A 22,483-nucleotide genomic window follows, 5' to 3' on the forward strand; every position below is an offset into this window, starting at 1 on the left:
GGAGCGCCCCAATGGCCAATGATTTCTTTGCCGACATCCCCCAGATCGCCTTCAAGGGCCCCGAGACCGACGACGAGCTCGCCTATCGCTATTACGACAAGGACCGGGTCGTCATGGGCAAGCGGATGGAAGACCATCTGCGCTTCGCCGCCTGCTTCTGGCACACCTTCTGCTGGCCGGGGTCGGACGTGTTCGGTGGCGGCACGTTCAACCGCCCGTGGCATGCCGGTGCCAACGATGCAGCCGCCGCCGCGCAGAAGCGCGAAGTCGCATTCGACTTCTTCACCAAGCTCGACATCCCCTTCTATGCGTTCCACGATGTCGACGTGATGGCGGATGCCGCCAACATCACCGAGCATCGCCGCAACTTCGCCGAGGCGGTCGATCATCTCGAGAAGCTGCAGGCTTCGTCGGGCCGCAAGCTGTTGTGGGGCACCGCCAACCTGTTCAGCCATCCGCGCTTCGCCGCCGGTGGTGCTACCAATCCGAACCCGGAAGTGTTCGCGTTCGGCGCGATGCAGGTCCGCGACGCGCTCGAGGCGACGCATCGCCTGGGTGGCGCGAACTACGTGCTGTGGGGCGGTCGCGAGGGCTATGAGACGCTGCTCAACACCGACATGAAGCGCGAGCTCGACAATCTCGGGCGCTTCCTGTCGCTCGTCGTCGAGCATAAGCACAAGATCGGCTTCACCGGCACGATCCTGATCGAGCCGAAGCCGTTCGAGCCGACCAAGCACCAATATGATTTCGACACCGCGACGGTGTACGGCTTCCTCAAGCGCTACGGCCTCGAGAATGAAGTGAAGGTCAACATCGAGGCGAACCACGCGACCCTCGCCAGCCACACCTTCGAGCATGAGATCGCGACCGCTGCGGCGCTCGGCATCTTCGGCTCGATCGACGCGAACCGCGGCGATCCGCAGAATGGCTGGGATACCGACCAGTTCCCCAATTCGGTCGAGGAACTGACGCTCGCCAATCTCGAAATCATCCGCGCGGGCGGCTTCACCACCGGCGGGTTCAACTTCGACGCTAAGGTCCGCCGCCAGTCGATGGACGCGGTCGACCTGTTCCACGGCCATGTCGGCGCGATCGACGTCGTCGCCAAGGGCCTGCTCAATGCAGCGGCGCTGATCGAGGACGGTCGTCTCGATGCAGTCAAGACCGAGCGGTACGCCGGTTGGGATGCCGAGTTCGGCCAGAAGGTCGGGTCGCTCGACCTGGCGGGGATCGCGGATCTCGCGGTCGAGCAGAATATCGACCCGCAGCCGCGTTCAGGCCGTCAGGAGCGGATCGAGAATCTGATCAACCGCTTCCTCTGATCGCAACGATCCCGTGATGGATACTGGGGCGCAGGCACATCGTGCCGCGCCCCTTTTTTTGCCTGCGTTTCAGATGCAGCGCGCTGCCACGCCTGTTCTAGCCCCAGGTTCGCAACGCGAGAAACACTGTGATCGCCCAAACGGACACAACACCGCAAACGGCAGTCAAAGCCCTCGCGGGCGGCTCAGCTACCATGATAGAAACCCGGTTATACGGTATGATGAGCGCAACGAAGGGAAGTATCGGCAGCAGATACCGTCCTTGATACCCTGCGACGTCAACCCCTGCGACCGGGCTGTTCTGGATGTACAGAAAGAGAAATGTCGCCGTGGCACAGCCAGTCACCACGATCCCGACGAAAGCGCGAAACAGCATCGGCAAACGATAGGCCCCAAACGACAAGACAGCACTGGCGAGCGCCACCATCGACGCCAGCAAATACCAGAAGGGGACATGCACTTTGAGGTCGGAGAGGCTGTTCCCGAGCATGGTCTTGAGCGCGTAGGGCGCGACATGGAACATCGATTTACCCATCACCGCAAGTGTTGCCAGAGGATGGTGCCGGATGAATGCGATCTGCATTTTGGGAATGACATCCGGATCCTGCGAGATCGGAAAGACATAGTCGTTTATCGTCAGGGACCAGGCAAGCGTTGCGGCGATCGCCACTGCTGCAATGGCGAGCGTCGCAACGATGAACATCGTGCTTCGGCGTGCCGCCAACGCCGACCCGACGGGAATGAAGGCCAGTGGCAGGTAAGCCAGCTTCGCCGCCGCGGCCGCTGAAACCGCGAAGACGAGCAACGGCCAAAGCCACCAGTGCCAACGCCGATCGTCAAACATCCGGACACACAGCGCTAACAACAGAAAACTGCCGCTCAGGACGGCCGCGTCGGCACTGAGCGTCGGCATCACGGAAACAACCATCGGCACGGTAGCTACGGCAAAGACCACAAGCGTCGCTCGGTTTCCGCCCAGCAGGCCCAGTGCCAACCACGTGATACCGACCGCCAACGCCCCGTTGGCGATCCGCCCGGCGTAGAGCCAGGCCATCGGCGAAAAACCAAAGGAGCGCGCGGCGGCGATGCCCAACGCCGGTGCCAGATGCGCGATCGGCAAATACACGACGGTATTGCTGAAAGACGTTAGCTGACGAGCATTGCGCATCGCCGAGCGCTTCAGCAGGTCGGACAGGCTTGGCCGGACCATGATCGGACAGCGCCAGTTCGGGAAAGCGCAGTAGGTTTTGACCAGGGCCACGGCGTCCGCGTCCACGAGCCCGCCTGCCCCTTGGCGATAGATATTATCCACCAGTACCGGTCTGATGTCCCCATGGGACAACTGGATCGATCGGTAGAAATGGGCGGCCTCATCCGGCGCCTGGAAGGGAGGCAATATGTAGGCCAGCGCGAGAATGACGGGAATGCAGCACAGCAGGTAAATCCGATCGAGCCCCCAGGCCGATTTCTCCGTTAAACGCATCTGTCCCCCGACGTCCCATCCGCAAGATGGGCGATGGGTAGCACAACCAACGCATTATAAAACTCGGTCAAAATGTTCCTGGGGGGGAGCCCGTTTGGATCCGATGCCCTCGGCTGCTACCGCGCCCCTTGCGCGAACGGGCCGATCATCGTGCCCACGAACCCGCCCGCCTTGTCGGTGCTGAGGTTGGTCGCGTCGACGTCCGGTGCCAACGTCACCCATGTTTTTCCGGTCGCATAGGCCAAGTCGTACTGTCCGCCGCGCGCCGAAATGCGGAACCGCACCGGCCCGCTGACCGCGACCGCACGCTCCGCCACGGTCATGCCGGTCCGCGGATCGCTCTTGCCCGCGCGGCGGGCGGCGCGGACGAAGGTCTTGCCGTCGTGCCGGGTCAACGCAATCGTCAGGAAATAAGCGTCGTTCTGCACTGCGGCGAGCCCCGCCATCTCGCCCTCGCCTGGCGTGAAGCGGACTTCGGTCGAAACGCGCGCGATCGCATGTTCCTGCCGCCGCGCGACGAACGCGGGCTTGCCGAAATCGCCGATCCCATCCGCCAGCGGATCGAGCAACAGATCGCCACCCCCGAGCCGATACGGCGCGCCGCGCATCGTCATCCACTCGCGATCCAGCTGTGGCCCGGTGAAGTCGGTGCGGACCGAATAGCTCCCGGTCAGCGGGGTCGACGCCCTCGGCATCGAGGGCAACGGCGCGCGCGCCACGCGCGGAACGCCTTGGCCCTTGGGCAGGATCACCGGCCACCCCGAAGACCAGTCGACCGGCAGCAGGAAGGTCTCGCGCCCGATATTGTAATAGTCCCGCGTGTATGGCCGCGTGCCGAGGAACACCGCCCACCAGTGCCCGTCGGGTAGCTGGACCAGATCGGCATGGCCCGTCGCACTGACGGGATTGGGCCGGCCGGCCGGCTGATCGCGCTGGGTCAGCACCGGGTTGATGTCCCGCGGCGCGGGGACATACGGCCCCTCGACCGACTTTGCGCGGAACACGACCTCGCTGTGGTTGACGCTGGTGCCCCCTTCCGCCGCGAGCAGATAATAAGCGCCCTCGATGCGATAGATATGCGGTCCCTCGATCCACACCGGCTTGGCCGCGAGATCGACCCCGCCGTCGACGATCATCCTGGGATGCCCGAGCATCCTGAGCGCGACCGGATCGAACTGTTCGATCCACAGCGCGCGGTGACCGTCGTATTTGGATCCGCCGACCGGCGCGCGGTTGTTGACCAGCCACGCCTTGCCATCGGTATCGAAGTATAGCGACGGATCGATCCCCTCCACGCTCGGCAGGAACACGGGATCGGACCATGGTCCCGCCGGGTTGGTCGCGGTAATCACGAAGTTGCCGCCGCATTTGACGCAGGTATTGACGATGAAGAAGCGCCCGGCGTGGTAATTGATCGCGGGGGCAAACACCCCCTCCGACATCGCACGCCCGGTGAAGTCGAGCTGACCGGGCCGGTCGATCGCATTGCCGATCTGGCGCCAGTGGACGAGATCGCGGCTGTGGAAAACCGGGATGCCGGGGAACCAGGAGAAGGTCGAATTGACGAGGTAATAATCGGCACCCACCCGGACGATGCTCGGGTCGGGATGATAGCCTGCGAGAATCGGATTGCGATAGCTTCCAGCAGGAACCGTCGCGCCATCGCTGCCGCTGTAGGACACCCAGGCGAACCGTGCCGGGCCCGCCGCCTGCGCCGCGCCCGTGACCAGCGCCAGTGCGCCGACTGCCATGGCGCTGTAACGACCTGCCGCTAGCATCATCCGGACGATGCGGGCCGTCGTCGAAATCGGTCGGGACATGGCGCGCATCCTCAGTCTCGCCTTGCAGTTGGCGTCCGTAAACCCTATTATGTCTGAGTTATTATGGAAGGGCTTTTCGTGATCGATGGAGCAATTTTGATCGGTGCTGACGTTCGTCAGGCCGATACGCGGTTCACCGCAATCAACCCCGCGACCGGCGAAACGCTCGAGCCGAACTTCTCGGCCGCCGGGCCCGAAGCCGTCGCCGAAGCGGCCGCGCTCGCCGAAGCAGCGTTCCCGGTCTATTCGACGACCGACCTCACCACGCGCGCCGCATTCCTCGAGGCGATCGCCGAGGCGATCCTCGCGATCGGCGACGACCTGATCGTTCGCGCGATGAGCGAGAGCGGTCTCCCCCGCCCGCGTCTCGAAGGCGAGCGCGGTCGTACCGTCGGCCAGCTTCGCATGTTTGCGCAGATGGTCCGCCAGGGCGATTTCCTGGACGCGACGATCGACCCGGCGCTCCCCGACCGTGCACCCCTGCCGCGCCCGGACCTGCGCCGCATCAACGTAGCCGTCGGCCCCGTCGCGGTGTTCGGCGCGTCCAACTTCCCGCTCGCTTTCTCGGTCGCTGGCGGTGACACCGCATCGGCGCTGGCTGCTGGCTGCCCGGTGATCGTCAAGGGTCATCCGGCGCATCCCGGCACCGGCGAACTCGTCGCACGCGCGATCGCGTCGGCGGTCCAGTCGAGCGGACTGCCAGCGGGCGTCTTCTCCTATCTGCCGGGTGACACGAACGCCTTGGGTGGCGCGCTCGTCGCTGATCCGCGCGTCAAGGCGGTCGGCTTCACCGGTTCGCGCGGCGGTGGCCTCGCGCTGATGAAGATCGCGGCCGAGCGCGACGAGCCGATCCCGGTCTATGCCGAGATGTCGAGCATCAACCCGGTCATCCTGTTCCCCGCCGCTCTTGCCGCGCGCGCAAAGGAGCTGGGTGCCGCTTACGTCCAGTCGCTGACGATGGGCGCAGGGCAGTTCTGCACCAACCCGGGCCTGGTGATCGCAGTCGAGGGGCCGGATCTCGACACGTTCGTCGCGGCTGCGGGCGAGGCCCTGACGGGCAGCGCGGCGCTGACGATGCTGACGCCGGGGATCCATGAAGCCTATCAGAAGGGCGTCGATGCGCTCGGCGGGCATTCGGCGGTCCGGACCGTTGCCCGCGGCGTCGCCGACACCGGCCCGAACCAGGCGATCGGCGCGCTGTTCGAAACCGACGCGGCGAGCTTCCTCGCGGACCGCGCGCTTGGACATGAAGTGTTCGGCTCGTCGTCGGTCGTCGTGCGCTGCAAGGACCTTGCCGAGGTCGGTCATGTGATCGCCTCGCTCGAAGGCCAGTTGACCGCGACGGTCCAGATCGACGCGGCCGATGCCGAAGCGGCGGCGGGGATCGTCCCGATCATTGCCGGGCGCGTCGGGCGCATTCTCGCGAACGGCTGGCCGACGGGTGTCGAAGTCAGTCACGCGATGGTACACGGCGGCCCCTTCCCGGCGACCAGCGACGGGCGCACGACCTCGGTCGGCACGCTCGCCATCTATCGCTTCCTGCGCCCGGTCTCGTTCCAGAACCTGCCGCAGGCGATGCTTCCGGCGGCGTTGCGCGATGGCAACCCGTGGGACATCGCGCGCCGGATCGACGGGGTGCGCGAGGCTTCCGCACGATGATCATCTCGCTCGTCCAGTTCGACGATGGCGCGCGCGGCGTTGCCGCGCTGACCCCCGATGGCGCACGCCGCGTCATCGGGGTGTCGACCGTGTTCGCGCTCGCCGATCTCGCGGTCCAGTCCGAAATGGGGCTGGCCGCGCTTGCGGAGACGCGACTCGGGGACGTCGTGGATCTGGCGGGCGTACGCGTGTTGTCGCCGATCGATCACGCCGACGACGCGCATCTGCTCGTCAGCGGGACCGGGCTGACGCATCTCGGCTCGGCCGAGGGCCGCGACCAGATGCATCGCAAGGCAGCGGAAAATCCCGACCCGACCGATTCGATGAAGATGTTCCTGATGGGCGTCGATGGCGGCAAGCCTGCGGTGGGCGAAACGGGCGTCCAGCCCGAATGGTTCTACAAGGGCGACGGCGCGATCCTCGCTGCCCCCGGCGAACCGCTGACGATGCCGGGCTTCGCGCTCGACGGTGGCGAGGAACCCGAGATCGCGGGGATCTACCTGATCGCGTCGGACGGAACGCCGGTGCGGCTGGGCTTCGCGCTCGGCAACGAATTCTCGGATCACGTGACCGAGCGCGGCAATTACCTATGGCTCGCCCATTCGAAATTGCGCCCTGCCGCGCTCGGCCCCGAACTGCTGCTCGGCGACCTCCCCGCCGACGTCCGCGGTACCAGCCGGATCGTGCGGGATGGCGCGACCGTTTGGGAAAAGCCGTTCCTGTCGGGCGAGGCGAACATGTCGCACAGCATCGCCAACCTCGAGCATCATCATTTCAAATATGCCGGCTTTCGCCGCCCCGGCGACGTTCACGTGCACTTCTTCGGGACTGCGACACTGTCGTTCAGCGAAGGCTTCCAGACACGGCCGGGGGACGTATTCGAAATTGCGGCGGCGCCATTCACGCTTCCCGTCAGCAACCCGCTGGCTGTGGGGGAGACGGTCGTTCCGCAGGTCCGCGCGCTATAATCGCGTGCAGCTTCCGGAGCGCTACGCGATCGGCTAGCATCGGTGCCACACGCAAGGGAGCGGCATGACCGGAGACGACGACCGCAGCTTTGCCCCGCGCATTCACGGGATCATCGCGCACGACATTGGCGTCGAGATCGTCAGCGGGGTACGCCAGCCCGGCACCGTGTTCGGCGGCGAGATCGAGGCGAGCGAGGCGCTCGGCATCTCGCGCACCGCCTACCGCGAGGCGATCCGTATCCTGGCCGCCAAGGGACTGGTCGAGAGCCGACCCAAGGCCGGCACGCGCGTCACCCCCCGCAGCCGCTGGAACCTGCTCGACGTCGACGTGCTGGCATGGACGTTCGAGGGCGAGCCCGACACCGATTTCATCATCGACCTGTTCGAATTGCGCGGTGTGATCGAGCCAGCGGCGGCGGCGTTCGCGGCGCGTCGGCGGCGGGATGTCGACCTTGCCGAGATGCACGACGCGCTGGAAGCGATGCGGCGCTACGGCCTCAAGGACGCGCGCGGGCAGACCGCCGACCAGCGCTTCCACCGCGCGATCCTCGCCGCAGCGCGCAACGAACCGCTGGCGGCGCTGGCGAACAGCGTCGGCGCGGCGGTGCGCTGGACGACGACGTTCAAGCACCGCAAGCACGCTTTGCCCCGCGATCCATTGCCGGATCATGAGCGCGTGCACGTGGCGATCGTCGCGGGGGACGCAGTAGCCGCGCAGCGTGCGATGGTCGAGCTTCTGCGGCTGGCGCTCGGCGACATGGGGCTGGCGGAGCGCGAGTAGGCAGGCCGATCGACGGGGCGGTCGCGCGGGGAGAATGACCCCGATCGTACCTAAAGGTGCTTCCCCGGCGCAGGCCGGGGCCCAGTAGCGGTGGCCGTGGTGGATCGAGCGCACCTGCCCGTTACCACGACCTTCTCGACTGGGCCCCGGCCTTCGCCGGGGAAGTCGCCAGCTGAGAAACGGGGACTTCCCAATCATGAAGTCCCCAGCTCCGATCAGTGATTATCCCGCGGCAGCCCACGCGTCTGCGCGATGCGCTGATACGCCTCCGAGCCTTCGAGGATCGCGCCCGTCCCCAACTGCCCGACGACCGAACGCTGGATCTCCTGCCACGGCGTCTGCGACGCGGGATACTGATACCCCCCCGCCGCCGCCAGCGCCGCGCGGCGTGCCGCGATCTCGGCATCGTCGATCAGCACGTCGGCGGTGCCGCGGTTGAGGTCGATCCGCACCCGGTCCCCCGTGCGCAGTAGCGCAAGCGTGCCGCCGGCCGCCGCTTCGGGCGAAGCGTTGAGGATCGACGGACTGCCGCTGGTCCCCGACTGGCGACCATCGCCGATGCACGGCAGCGCGTGGACGCCGTCGAGGATCAGATGCGCGGGCGGGCGCATGTTGACGACTTCGGCAGCCCCCGGATAGCCGATCGGCCCCGCGCCACGCATCACCAGCAGCGTTTCGGGCGTGATCCCGGTCGCGGGATCGTCGATCAGCCGGTGATATTCCTCCGGCCCGTCGAACACCACGACCGGCCCCTCGAACGCGTCGAGGTCGCCCGGCGTGGAGAGATAGCGCTCGCGGAATTCGGGCGAGATCACGCTCGTCTTCATGACCGCATTGTCGAACAGATTGCCCGACAGCACGACGAAGCCCGCCGCTTCCATCAGCGGGGTCGCGAACGGACGGATCACCTTCTCGTCCTCGATTCCGACGCCGCGGCAATTCTCGCCCATCGTCTTGCCGTTGACGGTCATCGCGCCCTCGGCGATTAGCCCCTGGTCGATCAGCTGCGACACGACCGCCGGGACACCGCCCGCACGGTAAAAATCCTCACCGAGATATTCGCCCGCGGGCTGCAAATTGACGAGCAAAGGAATGTCGAGCCCGTGCGACTGCCACGTCTCGACCGGCACATCGACGCCGATGTGGCGCGAGATGGCCGTCAGATGGATCGGCGCGTTGGTCGACCCGCCGATCGCGGAATTGACCCGAATCGCGTTGAGGAAGGCGTCGCGCGTCATGATGTCCGAGGGCTTGAGGTCCTCGGCGACCATGTCGACGATGCGCTTGCCGGTGAGATAGGCGACTTCCTGGCGGTCACGATACGGCGCGGGGATGGCGGCCGAACCTGGCAACGACATGCCGAGCGCCTCGCACAGCGAGTTCATCGTCGTCGCGGTGCCCATCGTGTTGCAATAACCGGTCGATGGCGCGGACGACGCCACCAGGCGGATGAACTCTGCGTGATCGATCTCGCCCGCCGCGAGCAGCTCGCGCGCCTTCCACACGATCGTGCCGGAGCCGGTGCGCTCGCCCTTGTGCCAGCCGTTGAGCATCGGGCCGACCGACAAAGCGATCGCCGGAATGTTCACGGTCGCCGCCGCCATCAGACAGGCGGGCGTCGTCTTGTCGCAGCCGATCGTCAGCACGACGCCGTCGAGCGGATAGCCGTACAGCGTCTCGACCAGCCCGAGATACGCAAGGTTGCGGTCGAGCCCGGCGGTCGGGCGCTTGCCGGTCTCCTGGATCGGATGGACCGGGAATTCGAGCGCGATCCCGCCCGCTTCGCGAATGCCTTCGCGCAGCCGCTCGGCAAGCACGAGGTGGTGGCGGTTGCACGGCGACAGGTCGGAACCCGTCTGCGCAATGCCGATGATCGGCTTGCCCGATTGCAGCTCGGCAAGGCTCAGGCCGAAGTTGAGATACCGCTCGAGATACAGCGCGGTCATGTCGATGTTGTCGGGATTATCGAACCACGCACGGCTGCGGAGCTTGGGAGGGGTGGACTCGGACATTTTCGGGAACTCCGCGTTTGACGCTATCGGTACGGGGATATACTCAGACAATTATAAGATCAATGAGGATGCGAGCCAATGGCGATTACTCCGACCCGGCAATCTGCCCCTGAAACGGCGGCGACGGAGGACGGGATACGCCCGTCCTATGTGAGCGCGCTCGTGCTGCTCGGTACCCTGTTCTTCATGTGGGGTTTCATCACGGTCATCAACAACACGTTGCTGCCGCACCTGCGCAGCGTGTTCGACCTGAGCTACACCCAGACGACGCTGATCGAGAGCGTCTGGTTCATTGCCTATTTCTTCGCGTCGATCCCCTCGGCCAAGCTGATCGAGCGGATCGGCTACAAGCGCTCGCTCGTCACCGGGTTGCTGATCATGGCGGCGGGCGCGGTCGGGATGACGCTTGCCGCGAGCATTCCGTCCTACGGCGTCACGCTCGTCATGCTGTTCGTGATCGCCAGCGGGATCACGCTGCTGCAGGTCGCCGCCAACCCCTATGTCGCCGTGATCGGTGCCCCCGAGACCGCCTCGGCGCGGCTCAACCTGGTCCAGGCGCTCAACTCGGCCGGGACGATGCTCGCGCCCTTGTTCGGCGCCTATCTGATCCTTGGGCGCTCGACCAGCGGCACCGCCAAGTCGGGGGCTGTCTTCACCCAGGCCGAGCGGCTCGCCGATGCGCAGTCGGTGGTGTTGCCCTATGTGCTGGTGGCGATCGTACTGGTCGTCCTCGCGGTCGTGATCGCACGCTTTCCACTGCCCGCGATGGGGGGCACGACCAGCCGCATGGCGAAGGAAGAGCGCAAGAACCATTCGCTCTGGCGCCACCGCAACCTGGTGTTCGGCATTCCCGCAATCTTCATCTATCTGATTGCCGAGATCGGCGTCGCCAACCTGTTCGTCAATTTTGTCAGCCAGCCGCAGATCGCCGACCTGACGCACGAACAGGCCGGGCGTTATCTCACCTTCCTGTGGGGCGGGATGATGATCGGGCGGTTCGTGGGTTCGTTCATCATGCAGAAGATTCCGGCTGAAACGGTGCTAGCGGCCTTCTCGATCGGCGCGTTCGTGGTGATGCTCGTGACCGTGTTCACGACCGGGCCGGTCGCGATGTGGGCGCTGATCCTCGTCGGGCTGTTTCACTCGATCATGTTCCCGACGATCTTCACGCTCGGGATCAAGGGCCTTGGGCCGCTCACCGAGGAAGGTTCGGGGCTGCTGATCATGGCGATCGCCGGCGGGGCACTGGTCGTGGTGCAGGGCAAGCTCGCCGACATGTACGGGTTGCAGGCGTCGTTCCTGCTGACGGCCGCGTGCGAGCTGTACGTACTGTTCTACGCGCTGTGGGGCTGCCGTACCCCGGCAACGGCGCCGGATTGATCGCACCCCTGCGCGGTGGTCAGCCCATCGGGTCGCGCGCGCTTTCCCCCAGCACGCGCGCCACCGCCAGCAACACCTCCGGACGAACCTGGACCAGCACGTGGCTGCTGCGTACCTCGATCGTCCGGCCGTTCGTGTCGTGACAGATCATGCCGTTGACGAAACCGTCGCTCCGGCTCCAGATTGCGGTGGACGGTACCGGCAGCGGTTCCGCCACCAGCTTGCGCTGCGCCAGCACGTTCGGCGCGTCGATCTGCTCCCCGGTCAGCACCTGGAACGATCGCCATACGTTCGTGGCGCGCGGCGACCCCGCGAACGGCGAGCTGATCGTGACGACCTCGCGCACCATGTCGGGCAGGCGGTGTGCCGCATACCGTGCCATGATCCCGCCAAGACTGACCCCGATCAGCGTGACGCGTTCCCCGGTTTCGGCATGCAGCGCACGAACCCGGTCGAGCAGAAGCGCGCCTTCGTTGCCGATCGCACGAACCCCGAAATTGCGGCCCAGACCCCACCCCTCGGCACGATAGCCGAGCTGGTTCAGATAGCGTCGCAGCACGACGAGCGAGCGATCGCTGTTGATCAGCCCGGGCAGCAACAGGATCGGCCGCCCGTCGCCGCGCGGTGCCTTGGCGAGCTTTCGCTGCGCGCCCAGCAACGACGCGAGGCCAAAGGCGGCACGCGGCAGTTCCGCCGCCCACAACAGGCGCGACGGGGGCCTCATGCCGCGAACCAGCCCAGCACGGTCACCGGAAACGGGGTCCACGCGCCGATCCTGACGCCCGCCGCGCGCAGGGCATCCCCGGTCCAGCTGTTGCAGGTACGCAGCGCATCATAGCGACCGGTCGCCGCGTAAAACGCGTCATCCATGCCATAACCGGTGCGGTGCCAGCCACGTGGGCCGAAACTGCCCCGGACGAAGGCGGCGAGCCGCCGGTATTCCGCGGGACGCAGCGTCACCACGCGCGCCTGATCACCCGGCGATGGCAGCGCGATATGCTCGACGTGCAGCACGGTCTGCCCACTCCCGAGCGCCGCTGCCGCCACGGTGGCCGGCCGGACGTCGCGCCATGTGGGTGTTTCCACGTAGAACCGGCGGTCTCCCCATCCGATCGCGACGTGGTCATAACCGGCATAGCGCGGGTCAGCGAGATCTTCCGCCCGCGCAAGCGCGCGCCAGTCGACTCCGGCCGCCACTTTCGGCAGCACCAGTCCGGTATGGACGCCATTGCTCTCGACCAGAATCCGCACGCCGTCCACTGGCGCGGTCCACCCGGTATTGGCCGGGACCGCGCCGCCGACCATCCCTGCCGCACCATAGCCCGCCAAGGCGAGCATGACGACGAAAAGTCCCGTGCCGATTGAATGGATTACTTGTGGCATTCGCTTCCTGTTTCATCCCCGGCGGGCGCTATGATAGGGACGTTCCATGACCGAAGATACGCATGTTCTCGACGCCCCTCCCGAAGGCGCCAACGCCGACTGGACGATCCCGCAAAACTGGGCGCATTTCACGGCGGAAGAACATCGCGTCTGGGACACGCTGTTCGAACGGCAAGCGAAACTGCTCCCCGGCCGGGCATCGGACGCCTATCTACGGGGTCTTGATGTACTGAAGCTGTCCAAACCCGGGATTCCCGATTTCGAGGATTTGTCCGAACGCCTGATGAAGCTGACCGGCTGGCAAGTGGTGGCCGTCCCCGGTCTGGTACCCGACGACGTCTTTTTCGACCATATGGCGAATCGCCGCTTCGTGGCCGGCAATTTCATCCGGCGCGCGGACCAGCTCGATTACCTGCAGGAGCCCGACGTCTTCCACGACGTGTTCGGCCATGTGCCGATGCTCGCCGATCCGGTCTTCGCCGATTATCTGGCCGCCTATGGCCGTGGCGGGCAGCGCGCACAGGGGCTGGACGCGCTGAAATATCTCGGCCGGCTCTATTGGTATACGGTGGAGTTTGGCCTGATCGCCGAGCCGGAGGGCCTGCGCATCTACGGGGCCGGCATCGTGTCGAGCTTCGCCGAGAGCCGCTTCGCGCTCGACGATGCCAGTCCCAACCGCATCGCCTTCGATCTGAAGCGCGTGATGCGGACCGAATATCGCATCGACGATTTCCAGCAGAACTATTTCGTGATCCCCAGCCTGGAGGAGTTGCTCCGCGTCACGGTGGAAACCGATTTCGGCCCGCTATACCAGGAGCTGGCAAGCGTTCCCGACGTGCCGGTGGCCGATGTCTTGCCGCAGGACAGGATGATCACGAACGGAACCCAGGCCTATGCGTTGGGCAAGCGGTAGACGTTCTCGAAAGGAATCCATCGTGATCATCGTCAGCATCCTGTACGAAAAGCCCGATCGCTTCGACCAAGACTATTATCTTACCCAGCACATGCCGATGGTGCGCGACCGGTGGTCGCAGGAACTGACCGGTACGCGCGTGCTCTAGGGTGTGCCGGGACCGGATGGCGGCGCACCTGCTTTCGCGATCATCGCGGAACTGTCGTTCGCGTCGATGGCGGCGGTGCAGCAGGCGATGAGCGGCCCGCATGCGCAGGAGATCTTCGCCGACGTGGCGAACTTCACCGACGCCGCACCCAGGCAACTGATCAGCGAAGTGCTGGGCTGAAGGTCACAGGTCCAGCGCCCAGCCGTCGCGCCCCTTGGGGTCGATCGGCTGGGTCGGGACATAGCGCTGTGCTGCCGCGGTCAACCGCAGAATCGTCCAGTCGCCGCGACGATCGATCTCGGTGAGCACGCAACCACACCGTTCAAAGGCCGCGACGACATCGGCGCGCTGCGTATCGAGCAGTCCGGCCAGCACGATCGTCGCCCGTGGGGCCGCGATCGCGGCGATTTCGGGTGCCATCGAGACCAGCGGCCCCGCCAGGATATTGGCAATCACCAAATCATAGGGCGCGCGCGCGGTGATCGCATCGTCCAGCGTCCCGTCCGCGACGATGAGATCGACCGCAGCGACGCCGTTCACGTCGGCATTCTCGCGGGTGACGACGATCGCGCGCGGATCGATGTCGGTCGCGAGGATCTCGGCGTCGGGCCAAAGATGCCGCGCCGCAAAGGCGAGCAGGCCAGTCCCCGTGCCGATGTCGATCGCACGGGTGAACCGTGCATCCGCCATGCGGTCGAGCATCGCGAGACACCCCGAAGTGGTCGCATGGTGCCCCGTCCCGAATGCCTGCCCGGCCTCGATCAGAAAGGCGCGACCACCGGCTGGCACGTCGACGGGATGCGCACTGGTGTGCACGAGGAACCGCCCTTCGGCGATCGGCTCCAGCCCCTGCTGGCTGAGCGTGACCCAATCCTCGTCCGCAAGCATCTCCACCTGGGGCGACACGCTGGTCGCGCTCGGCACCAGCGCGTGGATCAGCGCGATCGTCTCCGGGGCGGGCTCCGCCTCGAGATAGGCGTCGAGGCGCCAATGCTCCCGGTCGTCCTCATAAAGCTCGGTCGTCATCAGCACGACGCCTTCGGCAATATCCTCGGCGGCGTCGATCGCCTCGGCCTCGGCGCGTGTGCAGGGAAGGCTCAATTTCCAGCTGGTCATGGTCCCGCTCCTGCCCGCCTACGCACCGACGCGCAAGCGTCCTACAAACCCCTTCTTCTCTTCGTGGCTTTGTGGCTTCGTGCGAGTCCATTCTGCCTTCTTCAGAAGAAGATGGACTCGCACAAAGGCACAAAGCCACGAAGGTAGAAGTAGATGTTTTTGCGCTGCGCGCGGCTATTCGTGGCGCAGCGCGTCGATCGGGTTGAGCGCGGCGGCGCGACGGGCCGGGAAATAGCCGAAGACGACGCCGATCACCGCCGAGATCGCAAAGGCGATCATGTTGATCTGCGGATCGAACAGATAGTCGACCTTCATCACCCCCGCGAGCGACAACACCGCCATCTGCGCGACCACCAGCCCGATCAGCCCGCCCAGCATCGACAAGGCGATGGCCTCGACGAGAAACTGGAGCAACACCTCCCGCGCGACCGCGCCGATCGCCAGGCGAATGCCGATCTCGCGTGTCCGCTCGGTCACAGAGACGAGCATGATGTTCATGATCCCGATCCCCCCGACGATCAGGCTGATCGCCGCCACCGCGGTGACGATTCCCGTCAGCAGCGTGGTCGACTGGGTCAGCGTTGCCGAAATCTGGGCGGTGTCGAAGATGTTGAAGTCATCGTCCTTGCCGCCGTTGATGTTGCGGCGTTCGCGTAGCAGGTCCTCGATCGAGGATTGCACCGCTGCGCTCGAATAGGCCTGATCGACGCCCACCAGCATCAGCTTGAGGTCGGTCGAACCGGTGAAGCGACGTTGCACGGCTTTCAACGGCATGATCACGACATCGTCCTGATCGCCGCCAAAGCCGGCCTGTCCGCGTGCCGACAGTCGCCCGATCACGTCGCACGAGATTCCGCCGATCCGCATCCGCGTGCCGAGCGGGGATCCGCCGCGATACAGGTTCGTGTTGACCGTATTGCCGATGATGCAGACCGATTTGCCCGCGCCTTCTTCGGCGGGCGTGAAATAGCGGCCCTCGGTCAGCGGCCACGGCTGAACCTGGAAATAGGCGTTGGTCGTGCCGTTGAGCGTGGTCGACCAGTTCGCGCCCTCGTAGATCGCGGTCGCGGTGGTGCCCGCCTGCGCGGCGACGGCGGTGACGCCCGCGATCTGATCGCGGATCGCGATCGCGTCCTGCGGCTTGAAGTCGGGCGGCCGTGGGCCCCCGCCGCCGCGCCCGAAACCCTGCCCGGGGCGGACCTGGAGGATGTTGGTGCCGAGCGAGGAGATCGACTTCTGCACCGCAGCGGTGGTCGCCTTGCCGAGCGTGACCATCGTCACGACGGCGGCAACGCCGATGATGATCCCGAGCGTGGTGAGAAACGAGCGCAGCTTGTGCCGCGCGATCGAGCGCAGCGCGAGGAGGAGGGTCGTGCCGAGCATTATCCTAGCCCCTCCCCTTCAGGAGTGTCGGGTCGGCCATGCCCCCGGCATGGCCTGAAGGATGCGGGGCATCCTTCACCCGACACTGGGTTGGGGTGGGGGCGTGCAGATAACGCCGCATCGGAATGCTGCACGGCCCCACCCCCCCAACCCCTCCCCTGAAGGGGAGGGGCTTTTTGGTTTCGCGCGTCACGACGCCACCTCGCCCTGGTGATGCTGCGTGTCGATCCGCTCGACCAGCCCGTCCTTGAAGTGCACGATCGTCCGCGCGAACGCCGCCATGTCGGGTTCGTGCGTCACCATGATCACCGTGATCCCGCTGTCGCGATTGAGCCCCGACAGCAATTCCATGATCTCGACCGAGCGTTCCGAATCCAGATTTCCCGTCGGCTCGTCCGCAAGCAGCACTGCCGGGCTGGTGACGATCGCCCGCGCGATCGCGACGCGCTGCTGCTGCCCGCCCGACAGTTCGGCGGGCGTATGGTCCCACCAGTTCGCCAGCCCCACCTTGTCGAGCGCCGCCATCGCCGCCGCCCGCCGCGCGCCCTTTGCATCGCCGCGATACAGCAACGGCAGCTCGACATTCTCGAGTGCTGTCGTGCGCGCGAGCAGGTTGAACCCCTGGAACACGAAGCCGAGATACTTGCGCCGCAACAGCGCGCGCTGGTCACGATCGAGCGATTCGACATGGACGCCCTTGAACGCGAACGTGCCGCCGGTCGGCACGTCGAGACAGCCGAGAATGTTCATCGTGGTCGACTTGCCCGATCCGCTCGCGCCCATCACCGCGACGAAATCGCCCTGCGTGATGTCGAGGTCGATCCCCTTGAGCGCGAGGAACGCGGTCGCGCCTTCGCCATAGCTCTTGGTGACGCTGCGCAGCGAGATGATCGGGAGCCCCGGCACCGCCCCGTGAAGCGGCAGGGGCGCGGGGTTACTGGCCACCGCCCTGCCCGCCCGATCGCCGCCGTTGCCCCCCGCCGCTGCCGGAGCCTGCTGCCGCACCGGACGAATCCTTCGCGAGTTGCCCGGTGATGACCTTGTCGCCAGGCTTGAGCGCACCGCCGATCACTTCGGTCATCGTCCCGTTGCTTTCGCCGGTGGTGATCGCGACGGGTTGCGCGGTCCCGTCCGCTCCGAGCGTGTAGACGGTCTGCGATCCCCCGCGCTTGACCGTCTCGCCCTTGCCGCTGCCCGCGCCACCCCGCCGCGGCCGCCCGGGAACGAGCGCCCCCGCGATCCCCTTGTTCGCGGTCGCGGTCGTATCCACCGGCTTGAAGCGCAGCGCTGCGTTGGGGACGAGCAGGACGTTGGGCTTTGCCGTGGTGACAATGTCGGCGGTCGCGGTCATGCCCGGGCGCAGCTGCAGCCCGGAGTTGGCGACCGAAAGCGTGGCGCTGTAGGACACGACCTGCCCCGCGGTAGTGGTCGTCGTCGCGCTGGTTGACGCCGTGGTCGACGCGCTGAGGTTCGACCCCAGATCGACCCGCGTGATCGCGGCGGGGAATGTCTTGCCCGGGAACGCGTCGACCGTGAAGGTCGCGCTCTGCCCTTCCTTCACCGAGCCGACGTCGGCCTCGTCGATCGCGACCGCGAGCTTCATCCGGCTGAGGTCCTCCGCGATCACGAACAGGGTCGGCGTGCTGAACGACGCCGCGACGGTCTGACCCGGCTCGATCTGACGCGCGAGGACGACACCGTTGACCGGGGAACGGACCACGGTCTTCACCAGCTGCGTCGCATTCGACGACAACGTTGCGCGCGCCGAAACCACGTTGGCCTGCGCCGCGCGCACATTCGCAATGCCGCGGTCCCGGTCGGCGCGTGCCTGGTCGAGCTCGGTCTTGGCGGGAACACGACCGCCCGACAGGCGGCTTACCTCTTGGTAGCGCGCGAGTGTCGCATTGGCCTGCGCGAGCGTCGCCTGATTCTGCGCCACCGTCGCGACTGCCGCATCGAGCGCCGCCTGGCTCTGGTTGACCGCGTCCTGAAAGCGCGACGGATCGACCAGCGCAAGCGGCTGGTTCTTGGTCACGCGATCGTTGACGTCGACCACGACCTTGGTGACGAGGCCGGACAGTTCCGAGCCGACCTGGACCTGGTTGGTCGGCTGCAGCTTGCCGGTCGCCGAAACGCTGACCGAAAGCGCGCCGCGCTCTACCGCCGCCGTTGCATAGTCCGGCTTGTCTGACCCGGCGAAACAGCTCTTCAACAGAAGGAGCAACAACAGCACGCCGACTGCGACTAGCACCCACTTCGCCCAGCGCCGCCATGCCGGGACGGGCTTGGCGCCCAGAAAGGCGTCCAGATCGGTATTGGTGGGAACAGAGGTCGGGGGCGTGCTGGCCATTTAGCGTTCCTGGCGGACGATGGGGTTTGACGCGGGCGCGGCGATCACGGCGGTCGGATCGGCAGTGCTGTCCCACCCGCCGCCGAGCGCGAGGAACAATTGCACCAACGCGGTCGCCCGGTCCGACTGCGCCTGGCTCAGACCGTTGCGTGCATTGAGCAGGCTGGTTTCGGTGGTGTTCAACGTGACGAAGTCGGTCAGCCCCGCGCGATACTGGGTGCGCGAGAGGATCGCGCTGTTGTTTGCCGCATCGAGCGCGATCGCGAATTGCTCGGCACGCCGCTTGGCGGAATCGAGCGCCACGACCGCATTCTCGACATCCTCCAGTCCCTGCAGGACGGTCGACTTGTAGGCCGCGAATGCACCATCGGCGGCGGCTTCGTTGCTGCGCACCTGCGCCCGCAATCGACCGCCGTTGAAGATCGCCTGCGTCAAACCGGCAAACACCTGCCCCGCGATGGTCTGGAACAGGCTGCCGAGCTTGGACGCATCGGTCGACAGGCTGCCGCTGATCGCGAGCGCTGGATAGAGTTGCGCCTTGGCCACACCGATCTGCGCGGTCGCCGCGGCGAGCTGGCGCTCGGCGGCCCGGACATCGGGGCGCTGGCGCAGCGTATCGAGCGGCACGCCGATCGCGACGCTGTCGGGCCCGGCGGGGATCGGTCGCGTTGCCGCAAGCTCCCCTTTCAGTGCTCCGGGAGCCTGCCCGGTCAGCACGCCGATCCGCGAGACCGCGGCGTTGTAATTCTGTTCGATCGTCGGGATCGTCGCTGCGGTGCTGGCCCGCTGCGAGCGCGCCTGTTCGACATCGAGCGAGGAGACCAGCCCGGCCTGCACACGGAATCCCGCGATCTCGAGATTGTCGTCCTGCACCCGCAACGACGCGCGCGCATTGGCAAGCTGCGCCTGGTAGAGCCGCGCGAGCATGTAGTTGCGTGCCGCCTCCGCCTCGGTCGAAAGGAGCACCGTCGCCAGGTCGTAGCCCGACGTCTCATATTGCGCGCGCGACGATTCGATCGTGCGGCGGATCTCGCCGAACAGCCCGACCTGATATTGCACGTCGAGCCCGAGCGATAGCGTATCCCCCGATCCGCGCCCGGTCACGATCGTCGCACCGCCCGGCAGCGTCGTCGTCCCGCCAACGATGCTTTGCGAGCGGGTATAGCCGGCCGAGCCGCTGAGCGTCGGCAGCAACTGCGCGCGCGACTGGACCAGGGCCTCGCGCGCCTGCCGCAACCGCGCGAGCGCTTGCGCGATATCGAGGTTGTTGGCGCGCGCACGCTCGACCACGCTGGTCAGCAGCGGGTCGTCGAACCGCGTCCACCAGGCCGTGAGATCGCCGCGCGCCTGCGCCGGGAGCGGCACCGAATAGGCATCCGGCACGCCAAGCGCGGCTGGCGTAGCGGGATGGTAATTCGGTCCAACGGTGCAGGCGACCAGCGGGAACGTCAGGGCGAACGACAGGATCGGGCGGTGACGCATCGCCTCTATGTGGCTAACACACCGCGCGCGGTCCACCGATTTCTTGTTACAAGCTTTTGCGAACGTGCAATCGCGGGTTATTCCATTTCAAGAATGATTGCATCGACCGCGAGACTATCCCCGGTCCTGGCGTTGACCGCCTTGACCGTGCCGGCCTTTTCGGCGCGCAGGATGTTCTCCATCTTCATCGCCTCGACCACCGCGAGCGGCTGCCCCGCCTCGACCTTGTCGCCGACGCCGACGTCGAGCCGCATCAGCAGGCCCGGCATCGGGCACAGCAGGAACTTCGAGAGATCGGGCGGGACCTTGTCGATCAGATGCTGCGCGTAAGGCGCGACATGCGCGGGGAGCACGCGCGCGTCATGGCTCGCGCCGCGCGTGGTCAGGCGGAACCCACCGCGGGTGCGGACGATCTTCACGCTGAGGTCGGCGTCGTCGATCTCGGCGTGGACCATCCGGTCGCCGGGGGTATATTCCAGCCCGATGTCGAGGTCCTCGCCGTCCACGGTTACGCCATCGGTCGAGATATGGACGACATGCGTCGCCTCGCCGATCCTGACCGACCATTGCGCGGGCGGACGCAACCGCTTGCCGAGCTGGCCATCGATCCGGCGCGCGCGATCCGCCTCGGCGGTCGCGGCGAAGGCGGCGATCGCGGACAGGTCGCGGATCAGCTCGGGCGATGCGGGAGCACCGTGGAAGCCGTCGGGATATTCCTCCGCGATGAAGCCGGTCGTGATGTTGCCCGAGCGGAAGCGCGGGTGCTGCATCAGCGCGGAGAGGAAGTCGATGTTGTTGCCCGGGCCAGTGATCTCGAACGCGTCGAGCGCGGCGATCTGCTCATCGATCGCCTCCTCGCGCGTGGGGGCCCAGGTGATGAGCTTGGCGATCATCGGATCGTAGAAGATGCTGACCTCGCCCCCCTCGCGAACGCCATCGTCGACACGGACGTAAGCTTCTCCTTCTCCTTCTTGCCCCTCCCCTTCAGGGGAGGAAAGGAAGGCCCCTTCTTCTTCTTGCCCCTCCCCTTCAGGGGAGGGGTAGGGGGTGGGGGCGGTCTCACCGAGCGCAACATCGGTTGAGTCCGCTGCACGGCCCCACCCCAACCCCTCCCCTGAAGGGGAGGGGCTAAGAGAAGTGTACGGCGTCCCCACACTCTCCGGCGGCTGATACCGCACCAACCGCCCCGTGCTCGGCAAGAACCCGCGATACGGATCCTCCGCATAAACCCGGTTCTCGATCGCCCACCCCTTGAGCGTCACGTCATCCTGCGAAAACGGCAACGCTTCACCGTAAGCAACCCGAATCATCAGCTCCACCAGATCCAGCCCGGTCACCGCCTCGGTCACCGGATGCTCGACCTGGAGCCGGGTGTTCATCTCGAGGAAGTAAAACCCCTCCCCCGTCGTGTCCGCGCCCGAGACGATCAGCTCGACCGTCCCCGCCGAAAAATACCCGACCGCGCGCGCCAAGGCGACCGCCTGCTCCCCCATCGCTTTCCGCATCTTGGGCGTCACGAACGGCGACGGCGCTTCCTCGACCACCTTCTGGTGCCGCCGCTGGATCGAGCATTCGCGCTCGCCGAGATAAACGATGGTGCCGTGCTGATCCCCCATCACCTGGATCTCGATATGGCGCGGGCTTTCAATGAACTTCTCGATGAACACGCGGTCGTCGCCGAACGACGCCAGCCCCTCGCGCTTGGTCGCCTCGAACCCCTCGCGCACGTCCTGCTCGGAGTAAGCGAGCCGCATCCCCTTGCCGCCGCCGCCCGCCGATGCCTTCATCATCACCGGATAGCCGATGTCGGTCGCGATCTTCACCGCTTCGTCGGTATCCGCGATCTCGCCGAGGAACCCGGGGACGACGTTGACGCCCGCGGCCTTGGCGAGCTTCTTGGACTCGATCTTGTCCCCCATCGCGGCGATCGCTTTCGGGGGCGGCCCGACGAACGCGATCCCCGCGTCGGCGCAGGCGCGCGCGAAGCTCTCGCGCTCGGACAGGAAGCCGTAGCCGGGATGGATACAGTCCGCGCCCGTCTCCTTGGCCGCGAGCAGGATCAGGTCGGCGAGCAGATAGCTCTCCCCTGCAGGCGGCGGCCCGAGCCGGACGCTTTCGTCCGCCATCAGCACATGCGGCGCGCGCGCGTCCGCGTCGGAATAGACCGCGACCGTCGCGATCCCCATCTTCTTCGCGGTCCGCATCACGCGGCAGGCAATTTCGCCGCGGTTCGCGACCAGGATTTTCTTGAACATCGCTCGCCCTAGAGTGTGCCGTCTCCCC

Annotated in this window: 19 protein-coding genes; 8 read left to right on the top strand and 11 right to left on the bottom strand. The window is 66.2% G+C overall.

Features of this window, described 5'->3' with window-relative positions; all coding sequences use genetic code 11:
- Positions 1 to 11: 11 nt before the first annotated feature.
- The gene (gene xylA, locus L8G49_RS04120) at positions 12 to 1,322 is read left to right on the top strand and encodes a xylose isomerase (RefSeq protein WP_242182614.1); all 1,311 of its coding nucleotides are present in this window, start codon (positions 12 to 14) and stop codon (positions 1,320 to 1,322) included.
- 97 nt (positions 1,323 to 1,419) lie between these two features.
- Here xylA and L8G49_RS04125 read toward each other — a convergent pair whose 3' ends face one another.
- Entirely contained in the window at positions 1,420 to 2,805 is a 1,386-nt protein-coding gene (locus L8G49_RS04125; RefSeq protein WP_242182616.1) for a DUF2142 domain-containing protein, read from the bottom strand.
- Between the two features lie 116 nt (positions 2,806 to 2,921).
- Positions 2,922 to 4,625, bottom strand: coding sequence for a glycoside hydrolase family 43 protein (locus L8G49_RS04130; RefSeq protein WP_242182618.1), 1,704 nt, complete (start codon positions 4,623 to 4,625; stop codon positions 2,922 to 2,924).
- A 63-nt stretch (positions 4,626 to 4,688) separates the two neighbouring features.
- Between L8G49_RS04130 and L8G49_RS04135 the strand changes: the two genes are divergently transcribed.
- The 3 genes from L8G49_RS04135 (at position 4,689) to L8G49_RS04145 (ending at position 8,033) form a co-directional block, all read left to right on the top strand.
- Positions 4,689 to 6,284, top strand: coding sequence for an aldehyde dehydrogenase (NADP(+)) (locus L8G49_RS04135; RefSeq protein ID WP_242182620.1), 1,596 nt, complete (start codon positions 4,689 to 4,691; stop codon positions 6,282 to 6,284).
- A complete protein-coding gene (gene araD1, locus L8G49_RS04140) occupies positions 6,281 to 7,252 on the top strand; it encodes an AraD1 family protein (RefSeq protein ID WP_242182622.1) in 972 nt (323 codons plus the stop codon). Before L8G49_RS04135 ends, araD1 begins: the two co-directional genes overlap by 4 nt.
- 64 nt (positions 7,253 to 7,316) lie before the next feature.
- Positions 7,317 to 8,033 (top strand): FadR/GntR family transcriptional regulator, encoded by a 717-nt coding sequence (locus tag L8G49_RS04145; RefSeq protein ID WP_242182624.1) that lies wholly within the window; start codon positions 7,317 to 7,319, stop codon positions 8,031 to 8,033.
- A 215-nt stretch (positions 8,034 to 8,248) separates the two neighbouring features.
- Here the strand turns inward: L8G49_RS04145 and L8G49_RS04150 are convergent, their stop codons facing one another.
- Positions 8,249 to 10,045 (bottom strand): IlvD/Edd family dehydratase, encoded by a 1,797-nt coding sequence (locus L8G49_RS04150; protein WP_242182626.1) that lies wholly within the window; start codon positions 10,043 to 10,045, stop codon positions 8,249 to 8,251.
- Between the two features lie 78 nt (positions 10,046 to 10,123).
- Between L8G49_RS04150 and L8G49_RS04155 the strand changes: the two genes are divergently transcribed.
- Complete coding sequence (locus L8G49_RS04155; RefSeq protein ID WP_242182628.1) at positions 10,124 to 11,425, top strand: sugar MFS transporter; 1,302 nt, start codon at positions 10,124 to 10,126, stop codon at positions 11,423 to 11,425.
- 19 nt (positions 11,426 to 11,444) lie between these two features.
- On the opposite strand, the gene L8G49_RS04160 is transcribed toward L8G49_RS04155, so the two are convergent.
- On the bottom strand, positions 11,445 to 12,149 hold the full coding sequence (locus tag L8G49_RS04160) for an alpha/beta fold hydrolase (RefSeq protein ID WP_242182630.1): 705 nt from the start codon (positions 12,147 to 12,149) through the stop codon (positions 11,445 to 11,447).
- Positions 12,146 to 12,808 carry a TIGR02117 family protein gene (locus tag L8G49_RS04165; RefSeq protein WP_242137746.1) on the bottom strand — a complete coding sequence of 221 codons (663 nt, stop codon included), beginning with the start codon at positions 12,806 to 12,808 and terminating at the stop codon, positions 12,146 to 12,148. The genes L8G49_RS04160 and L8G49_RS04165 overlap by 4 nt, the downstream gene beginning before the upstream one ends.
- Before the next feature lie 46 nt (positions 12,809 to 12,854).
- On the opposite strand from L8G49_RS04165, the gene phhA reads away from it, so the two are divergent.
- From phhA to L8G49_RS04175, 3 genes are read left to right on the top strand one after another with little or no spacing between them, the layout of a single operon-like run.
- Entirely contained in the window at positions 12,855 to 13,721 is an 867-nt protein-coding gene (phhA, locus tag L8G49_RS04170; protein WP_242182632.1) for a phenylalanine 4-monooxygenase, read from the top strand.
- A 22-nt stretch (positions 13,722 to 13,743) separates the two neighbouring features.
- Positions 13,744 to 13,869, top strand: coding sequence for a hypothetical protein (locus L8G49_RS20955; protein WP_277923027.1), 126 nt, complete (start codon positions 13,744 to 13,746; stop codon positions 13,867 to 13,869).
- A 3-nt stretch (positions 13,870 to 13,872) separates the two neighbouring features.
- Positions 13,873 to 14,049, top strand: coding sequence for an EthD family reductase (locus L8G49_RS04175; protein ID WP_242182634.1), 177 nt, complete (start codon positions 13,873 to 13,875; stop codon positions 14,047 to 14,049).
- Between the two features lie 3 nt (positions 14,050 to 14,052).
- Here L8G49_RS04175 and L8G49_RS04180 read toward each other — a convergent pair whose 3' ends face one another.
- The 6 genes from L8G49_RS04180 to L8G49_RS04205 form a co-directional block, all read right to left on the bottom strand.
- Complete coding sequence (locus L8G49_RS04180; protein WP_242182637.1) at positions 14,053 to 14,985, bottom strand: 50S ribosomal protein L11 methyltransferase; 933 nt, start codon at positions 14,983 to 14,985, stop codon at positions 14,053 to 14,055.
- A 174-nt stretch (positions 14,986 to 15,159) separates the two neighbouring features.
- Positions 15,160 to 16,368 carry an ABC transporter permease gene (locus L8G49_RS04185; protein ID WP_242137750.1) on the bottom strand — a complete coding sequence of 403 codons (1,209 nt, stop codon included), beginning with the start codon at positions 16,366 to 16,368 and terminating at the stop codon, positions 15,160 to 15,162.
- A 189-nt stretch (positions 16,369 to 16,557) separates the two neighbouring features.
- The gene (locus tag L8G49_RS04190; RefSeq protein ID WP_242137899.1) at positions 16,558 to 17,274 is read right to left on the bottom strand and encodes an ABC transporter ATP-binding protein; all 717 of its coding nucleotides are present in this window, start codon (positions 17,272 to 17,274) and stop codon (positions 16,558 to 16,560) included.
- 28 nt (positions 17,275 to 17,302) lie between these two features.
- On the bottom strand, positions 17,303 to 18,718 hold the full coding sequence (locus L8G49_RS04195; protein ID WP_242182639.1) for an efflux RND transporter periplasmic adaptor subunit: 1,416 nt from the start codon (positions 18,716 to 18,718) through the stop codon (positions 17,303 to 17,305).
- Positions 18,719 to 20,200, bottom strand: coding sequence for an efflux transporter outer membrane subunit (locus tag L8G49_RS04200; protein ID WP_242182641.1), 1,482 nt, complete (start codon positions 20,198 to 20,200; stop codon positions 18,719 to 18,721).
- Between the two features lie 77 nt (positions 20,201 to 20,277).
- Complete coding sequence (locus L8G49_RS04205; protein WP_242182643.1) at positions 20,278 to 22,455, bottom strand: acetyl/propionyl/methylcrotonyl-CoA carboxylase subunit alpha; 2,178 nt, start codon at positions 22,453 to 22,455, stop codon at positions 20,278 to 20,280.
- Positions 22,456 to 22,483: the final 28 nt, after the last annotated feature.

Source organism: Sphingomonas sp. CARO-RG-8B-R24-01 (assembly GCF_022662295.1).
Lineage (GTDB): Bacteria > Pseudomonadota > Alphaproteobacteria > Sphingomonadales > Sphingomonadaceae > Sphingomonas.